This is a genomic window from Mesorhizobium sp. M1A.F.Ca.IN.020.03.2.1 (assembly GCF_004023205.1).
In the GTDB taxonomy this organism is placed as follows: domain Bacteria; phylum Pseudomonadota; class Alphaproteobacteria; order Rhizobiales; family Rhizobiaceae; genus Mesorhizobium.
The window spans coordinates 1-5144 of record NZ_RZSV01000318.1 but is presented as its reverse complement, the minus strand read 5'-3'; the positions used below and the strand labels follow the sequence as shown (position 1 = coordinate 5144).

At 64.7% G+C, this 5144-nt stretch carries 6 protein-coding genes and 1 pseudogene; 5 read left to right on the top strand and 2 right to left on the bottom strand.

What is annotated here, in order from left to right; all coding sequences use genetic code 11:
- Positions 1-209: 209 nt before the first annotated feature.
- Positions 210-1412: pseudogene (locus tag EOA79_RS29465) on the top strand (GGDEF domain-containing protein).
- Here EOA79_RS29465 and EOA79_RS29460 read toward each other — a convergent pair.
- A complete protein-coding gene (locus tag EOA79_RS29460) occupies positions 1396-1749 on the bottom strand; it encodes a hypothetical protein (RefSeq protein ID WP_095825185.1) in 354 nt (117 codons plus the stop codon). The pseudogene EOA79_RS29465 and the gene EOA79_RS29460 overlap by 17 nt on opposite strands.
- Before the next feature lie 102 nt (positions 1750-1851).
- Positions 1852-2226 carry a hypothetical protein gene (locus tag EOA79_RS34325; RefSeq protein ID WP_336619658.1) on the bottom strand — a complete coding sequence of 125 codons (375 nt, stop codon included), beginning with the start codon at positions 2224-2226 and terminating at the stop codon, positions 1852-1854.
- On the opposite strand from EOA79_RS34325, the gene EOA79_RS34320 reads away from it, so the two are divergent.
- The 4 genes from EOA79_RS34320 to sdhA form a co-directional block, all read left to right on the top strand.
- Complete coding sequence (locus tag EOA79_RS34320) at positions 2225-2470, top strand: hypothetical protein (RefSeq protein WP_336618886.1); 246 nt, start codon at positions 2225-2227, stop codon at positions 2468-2470. The two genes, EOA79_RS34325 and EOA79_RS34320, sit on opposite strands and share 2 nt — an antisense overlap.
- A gap of 222 nt (positions 2471-2692) precedes the next feature.
- On the top strand, positions 2693-3115 hold the full coding sequence (gene sdhC / locus EOA79_RS29450; protein WP_067322933.1) for a succinate dehydrogenase, cytochrome b556 subunit: 423 nt from the start codon (positions 2693-2695) through the stop codon (positions 3113-3115).
- On the top strand, positions 3115-3510 hold the full coding sequence (gene sdhD, locus EOA79_RS29445; protein ID WP_066991857.1) for a succinate dehydrogenase, hydrophobic membrane anchor protein: 396 nt from the start codon (positions 3115-3117) through the stop codon (positions 3508-3510). The genes sdhC and sdhD overlap by 1 nt, the downstream gene beginning before the upstream one ends.
- 4 nt (positions 3511-3514) lie before the next feature.
- Positions 3515-5144 (top strand): succinate dehydrogenase flavoprotein subunit (gene sdhA, locus EOA79_RS29440; RefSeq protein ID WP_128293538.1); only part of this gene is annotated, 1630 nt, incomplete at its 3' end.

Here is a 5144-nt window from a genome sequence, read left to right as displayed (position 1 = left end):
CTACAAGGCCAAGAGGAATGGCCGCGACAGCGTCCGCCTTTCCTACGAGCGCCCCGAAACCGCCTTCGTGCCCGAAGCGGTGAGCGTCGGCTGAAAATCGCAGGCTCCAGAGCACCTGACAACAGCCAACATCACTGCCCGAAGGCGACGGACGTTAACGTGTTTTTCGCCCGTCGATGGTTTTCTGCCCGGGGGGCTTCGAAGGGAACATGGGCAGCGCTGATTTCATCCTGGTGATCAATCTGCTCGTCGCCGGGCTGTTGGCCGCGGCCTTCGCGGCGATCGCCGTCCACGACGTCGGGCGTGTGTCGGCGCGCTGGCTGGCTTTCGGCTATTTGCTCGGCATGGCCTATTTTGCCATCGAGTTCAGTATCCCCGCTTTTGCCGATGCCCGGCTGCCGGTTGTCATGGCCTTCGCTGTCTTCCTCGGCGCAACCATCGCTTTCAACGGCGGGGTTGCCCACAAATATGGCGTGACGCCGCCCTGGGCGCCGATGCTGGTCTTCCTGGCCGTGGCCTCGGCCGCCGTCTATCTGGTGCAGGACCTGCCGCGATACTCGCTCACCCGCATGTTGGCCTATCAGCTTCCTTATGCGGCCATGCAGTGCACCGCGCTTGGCATCGTGCTGTCCTCCAGGCAGCGGCTCGAGCGGCTCGATCACCTCCTGATGCTCGTGCTCGCGGCGAGCGCCCTGCAGTTCGCATCAAAGCCTTTCATCGCCGGCGCGCTCGGCGGCTGGGGCGCCAATCCGCAATCCTATGTGCAGACGGGTTATGCGCTGGTGTCGCAGTCGCTTGGCACCGTGTTCGGTCTGGCGCTGGCGCTGCTCGCGCTCGCCATCCTGGTGCGCGACGTGCTGGCCGAGGCGATGTCGAAATCGGAGACGGACACGCTGTCGCGGCTCCTCAACCGCGGCGGTTTCGAACGCCATGCCGAGCTGGCGTTGCGGGATGCGGTGCGCCGGGGCGTACCGGTGGCGCTGGTCATCGCCGACCTCGACCACTTCAAGAGGATTAACGACAGCTACGGCCATGCCTGCGGCGATCGTGTCATCGAGACCTTCGCAGGCTTGCTGCGCGAGGCGGCGGCCTAGCATCACGTCGCCGGCCGCATCGGCGGCGAGGAATTCGCCATCATCCTGCCCGGTACCCATCTCGCTGCCGCGCGATTGTTCGCGGAAGGCGCGCGCAGCGCCTTTGGCGGCCTGCCGATCGAAGGCCTGCCCGCCGATCATCGCTGCAGCGCGAGCTTCGGCGTCGCCGAGCTTGCCGTGGATGAGGATTTTTCAGATCTGCTGCGGCGCGCCGACGAAGCGCTTTACGCAGCCAAGAATGCCGGCCGCGACTGCGTGCGCGTCTCGCTCGGGACCGCGCGCCAGCAGTTCACGGCGGCGGTCAGCGGCAGGGGCTGAGGTTGGGCATCTCGCCGTCGGAGAGGCCGTACATATAGGAACGGCCCTTGATGAAGACCGGCGGCTGGTAGCAGCCCGGGGCGCCGGCAGCGTCGGAATCGTAGATGACATCTGGCTGGCCGGCGCCGGTGAAGTTCGAGAGCTGCTTGGCGTGCCGGCCCTCGCCGACGATGATGCGCTTGTAGCCGGCGGCGCTGTCGATGACGAGATTGCCGAAGGAATCGGCATAGACGCGGTCGTGATGGCGCAGGCCGGCTTCGGCCGGCACAGCAATGGCGGTGGCAAGTGCAGCCAGCGTCGCGACCGCCAGGCCTGCCCGCACTGAATTCGAACGCATGTCGCTCTCCCTTGGACGGTGCGACCCTCGGGATCGCCCTGCAAACGTCGTGCGAATCGGAAATTAACCCTTTCTTAACCTTTGTTAAGGGGCAGACAGGCTTCAGGAGGGGAACTTAATGAACATGGTTAATTTCGGCGCCTTGGCTTCCACTCCGTCCATCGCCCCGTCCCGGCCCAGCCGACCCAGGCGAGCTTGATCTTGGCGCATTGCGTGGCTAGCGTGCCGCGCACGAAAGGGGCAGCACATGATGTTTGGCCGCGCGATTTGGGTGTCGCTCGTTGTTCCGCTGCTTCTTGCGGCTGCGGCCTGCGTGCCGCAGGACGGCGTGCCGAAGGCGGCGAATACTTTATCGCCAACAGTCTCGCCCGTTCCAAGCAGCCAACCCGTCGCTCCCGGGGCTGGAGCTGCCGCAACGCCCAAGACATCGACAACAGCTTCGCCACCCGCAACCAAAATCACCACCGACTTGACCATGCCGCGAGCCGGCGTCGGAACGGCCACCTACAGGTGCGGCGACGGCGGCATGATCACCATCCAAAATCTCGGCTCGTCGCTGCGCGTGCTCGGGCCGGATGGCTCGGCCGAAGTGTTTCCAGCGTCGCCCGCCAACCAGACCAGCCGCTATCAGGAAGCGGCGACGCATGACGCAATCGTGATCGACGGTCGCGAGGCGCTGGTGATGAAGAAGGGGTCCACGCCGCAGAGCTGCAAAAGATAACGGATTTATTGCACCGCAGCGACGTTGCGCCGGCTGCAGATCGGCCGCTAATCGATTGAAGCTGAATTTCCCCGTTTTGTCAGACTAAATGACGTTTCCAAAACGATTTTCCGGCTTTGACGCGGTGCAAAAAGCGCATTAGAAACCCGCTATCCGAGGCCCTATGTCGTGGCGGCAAAAGCCGCATCCTTCGCGGCTCAGGAACGCCGATCTGGGGGAGCCATGAGCAAATCACCAGCCACCCGCGCAATTGCCAGACGTGAACGGCCGCTTTCGCCGCACCTGACGATCTACAGGCCCCCGATCACGATGACGATGTCGATCATCCATCGCATCACCGGCGGCGCGCTCTATTTCGGCACGCTCCTGGTGGCGGCCTGGTTGATCGCTGCGTCGAGTTCGCAGGCTGCGTTCGACTGGGTCAACTGGGCCTTCGGCTCCTGGCTCGGCCGGCTGGTCCTGTTCGGCTACACCTGGGCGCTGATGCACCACATGCTGGGCGGGTTGCGCCATCTCGTCTGGGACACCGGCGCCGGGCTCGAAAAACACACCGCCTCGAGGATCGCATGGGCAACGCTCGCCGGCTCGATCGTGCTGACGCTATTGATCTGGATCGCGGGCTACATGGCGCGGGGGGCACTCTGATGACCGCAAAGAATTCGGACATGCGCACGCCGCTCGGGAAGGTTCGCGGCCTTGGTTCGGCGCGTGAGGGTACCGGCCATTTCTGGCGCCAGCGGTTGACGGCGGTGGCCAATATCCCGCTCATCCTGTTCTTCGTCGGCTTCCTGATCGCCCTCAACGGCCACGGCTATGCTGAAGTGCGGGCGTCGCTCGCGAACCCCTTCGTGGCGCTGGTGCTGTCGTTGGTGCTGATTTCTGCGCTCTACCACATGCGGATCGGCATGCAGGTCATCATCGAGGACTATGTGCATGGCGAGGGCATGAAGCTGGCGCTGATCGCCCTCAACACATTCTTCTCAATAGCAGTCGGCGTCGCCTCGCTCTTCGCTCTGCTCAAACTCGCATTCGGAGGCTGACGTCTTGGCCAGCGCAAACACAGCCAGCACGGCTTCGGCCTACACCTTTGTCGATCACAAATTCGATGTGGTGATCGTCGGCGCCGGCGGCGCCGGGTTGCGCGCCACGCTCGGCATGGCCGAGCAGGGGCTGCGCACCGCCTGCATCACCAAGGTGTTTCCGACACGCTCGCACACGGTCGCGGCGCAAGGCGGCATCGCCGCCTCGCTCTCCAACATGGGCCCAGATTCCTGGCAGTGGCACATGTACGACACGGTCAAGGGCTCAGACTGGCTGGGCGACGTCGACGCCATGGAATACATGGTGCGCGAGGCGCCGGCCGCCGTCTATGAGCTCGAGCATTACGGCGTGCCATTCTCGCGCACCGAAGAGGGCAAGATCTATCAGCGGCCGTTCGGCGGCCACATGATGAATTATGGCGACGGCCCGCCGGTTCAGCGCACCTGCGCCGCCGCCGACCGCACCGGGCATGCCATCCTGCATACGCTCTACGGCCAGTCGCTGAAGAACAACGCGCAGTTCTTCATCGAGTATTTCGCGCTCGACCTGATCATGGAGCCGGACGGCACATGCACCGGCGTGGTGGCGTGGAATCTCGACGACGGCACCATCCACCGCTTCTCGGCAAAGATGGTGGTGCTGGCGACCGGCGGCTATGGCCGCGCCTATTTCTCCGCCACCTCGGCGCATACCTGCACCGGCGACGGCGGCGGCATGGCCGCGCGGGCCGGGCTGCCGCTGCAGGACATGGAGTTCGTGCAGTTCCACCCGACCGGCATCTACGGCGCCGGCTGCCTGATCACCGAAGGCGCGCGCGGCGAGGGCGGCTATCTCGTCAATTCCGAGGGTGAGCGCTTCATGGAGCGCTACGCGCCGTCGGCCAAGGACCTCGCCTCGCGCGACGTGGTCTCGCGCTGCATGACGCTGGAGATCCGCGAGGGCCGCGGCGTCGGCAAGAACAAGGACCACATCTTCCTGCATCTCGACCATCTCGATCCGGCGGTGCTGCACGAGCGGCTGCCGGGCATCTCGGAATCGGCCAAGATCTTCGCCGGCGTCGACCTGACCAAGGAGCCGATCCCGGTGCTGCCGACGGTCCACTACAATATGGGCGGCGTGCCGACCAATTATTGGGGCGAGGCGCTAAATCCGAGCTTCGACAACCCCGACCGCGTGTCGCCCGGCCTGATGGCCGTGGGCGAAGCCGGCTGCGCCTCCGTGCATGGCGCCAACCGGCTCGGCTCCAACTCGCTGATCGATCTGGTCGTGTTCGGCCGCGCGGCCGCAATCCGCGCCGGCCAGGTGATCGATCGCAAGTCGGCGATTGCGTCGCCCAATCAGGAATCGGTCGACAAGATCATGGATCGCTTCGACAAGCTGCGCCACGCCAGCGGCTCGACCCCGACCGCGGCGCTGCGCGAAAAGATGCAGCGGGCGATGCAGGAAGACGCGGCGGTGTTCCGCACGCAGGAATCGCTGGAAAATGGCTGCAAGCGCGTTTCTCAAATCTGGAGCGAGCTCAAGGACGTCAAGGTCTTCGACCGCTCGATGATCTGGAACTCGGACCTGGTCGAGACGCTGGAGCTCGAAAACCTGATGATCAATGCCATCGCCACGGTCTACGGCGCCGAGG